The sequence below is a fragment of the Type-D symbiont of Plautia stali genome (assembly GCF_001485335.1).
GTDB lineage: Bacteria > Pseudomonadota > Gammaproteobacteria > Enterobacterales > Enterobacteriaceae > Pantoea > Pantoea vagans_C.
Genome location: NZ_BBOC01000175.1, coordinates 1 through 2005 on the forward strand (window position 1 = coordinate 1; position 2005 = coordinate 2005).

The 2005-nt window shown below is 59.6% G+C and carries 2 protein-coding genes and 1 pseudogene; all 3 read left to right on the forward strand.

Annotation, left to right across the window (positions count from 1 at the left end; genetic code table 11):
* A partial coding sequence (locus tag PSSD_RS25770; RefSeq protein ID WP_235589309.1) for a 2Fe-2S iron-sulfur cluster-binding protein occupies window positions 1–321 on the forward strand: 321 nt, incomplete at its 5' end.
* Window positions 318–1270 (forward strand): annotated as a pseudogene (locus PSSD_RS25775) (FAD binding domain-containing protein). The gene PSSD_RS25770 and the pseudogene PSSD_RS25775, both read left to right, overlap by 4 nt.
* 3 nt (window positions 1271–1273) lie before the next feature.
* Window positions 1274–2005: molybdopterin cofactor-binding domain-containing protein (locus PSSD_RS25780; protein WP_153011526.1), on the forward strand; the 732-nt coding region annotated here is incomplete at its 3' end.

Genomic DNA, 2005 nt, shown 5'->3' on the forward strand with positions numbered 1-2005 from the left:
GTTATGCAGCAGGAAGCAGAGATCACCACTATTGAAGGCCTGGGCACGCCAGACGATCTCCACCCGCTGCAGTCGGCGTTTATCCGGCATGATGGCTACCAGTGCGGCTACTGTACGCCGGGCCAGATATGTTCCTCGGTTGCGATGCTCAGTGAAATTGAGGCGGGTGTGCCAAGTCACGTCACGCAGGATCTGGTCTCCCCTGTCGAGGCCAGTGAAGCGGAACTGCGGGAAAGGATGAGTGGCAACATCTGCCGCTGCGGCGCCTACGCCAATATTATTTCAGCGCTGCAGGAGTACGCGGGGAGGAAGGGAGCATGAAAGCCTTTACCTACGAACGCGTCAGCACACCTGCGCAAGCGGCGTTAAGTGCACAGCAGCACCCCGGTTGCCGGTTTATTGCTGGCGGCACAAATCTTCTTGATCTGATGAAGCTGGGGATTGAGACGCCCGGACATCTGATTGACGTGAACGGTCTGAAGCTCGATCAGACTGAAGTAACCTCTGATGGCGGGCTGCGTATCGGCGCGCTGGTTCGCAATACGGATCTTGCCGCTGACATTCGTATCCGCCGGGATTACGCTGTGCTGTCGAGAGCGCTGCTGGCGGGAGCCTCCGGGCAGCTGCGCAACCAGGCGACAACGGCCGGAAACCTTCTGCAACGTACGCGCTGCCCCTATTTTATGACGTGAATCAGCCCTGTAACAAGCGTGCACCCGGCACCGGCTGTGCGGCCATTGAGGGTTACAGCAGGCAGCACGCGATCGTGGGGGGCAGTGATGACTGTATCGCTACCCATCCCAGCGATATGGCCGTGGCGATGCAGCTGCTCGGGGCGGAAATTGAAACCGTCAGCGCTGACGGCAGCGAGCGCCGTATCGCGCTGAGCGAACTTTATCCTTCACCGGGCAGCACGCCGCATATCGAAACCGTGCTCCAGCCGGGAGAGCTGATTGTCAGCGTGGTTCTGCCTCCACCCGTGGAAGGTATCCACCTGTACCGTAAGGTGCGGGACCGGGCATCGTACGCGTTTGCACTGGTGTCGGTGGCCGCCATTATCCGGCCAGACGGGTCTGGCCGCGTGGCAATGGGCGGCGTAGCCTACAAGCCGTGGCGCAGCGATGAGGCCGATGCTGAAATACAGAATGGCTTCCAGCCGGTATTCGATCGGCTGTTCAGCGGTGCCCGACCCACTGACGATAACCGTTTCAAACTGGTGCTGGCGAAACGCACGCTGGCCTCGGTTCTGGCGGAAGCAAGGGGGGACTGAAGCATGAAATTTGAGACACCCGCGGGCATGAACCCCATTGATAACCTCCGGTATGTCGGGCAGCCGCTTGACCGCGTTGACGGGCCACTAAAAACGACGGGCAGCGCAACCTACGCCTATGAATGGCATGAAAACGTTCCTGGTCTGGCTTATGGTTTTATTGTTGCCGCCCCTGTCGCGAAAGGCACGATATCCGCCATCAGAACGGAAACGGCCCGCAACGCGCCAGGCGTGCTCGCGCTCATCACCGGCCGCGACGTTGAAGCGCTGGGCAAAGCGGATCGCAATGCGGCAACGCTGCTGGCCGTCGACAAAATTGAGCACTATCACCAGGCTATTGCCGTCGTCATCGCGGAAACCTTTGAACAGGCCCGAGCGGCGGCTTACAGCGTGAAAGTGGATTACCAGCCTGCACCGGGCCACTACAGCCTGGCCGCTGAGAAAGAGAACGTCGATACGCCAATGCAGGATGAACCCGACAAAAACATTGGCGACTTTGACCAGGCTTACGCTGAGGCCAGCGTGAAGCTGGACGCAACTTATACCACGCCCGACCAGAGCCACATGGCCATGGAGCCGCATGCCTCTATGGCAGTCTGGAAAGATGACAGGCTCACGCTGTGGACTTCCAATCAGATGATTGACTGGTGCCGAACCGATCTGGCAGAAACGCTCAACATGCCGGTTGAGAAGATCCGCATTGTGTCCCCCTATATCGGCGGCGGGTTCGGCGGC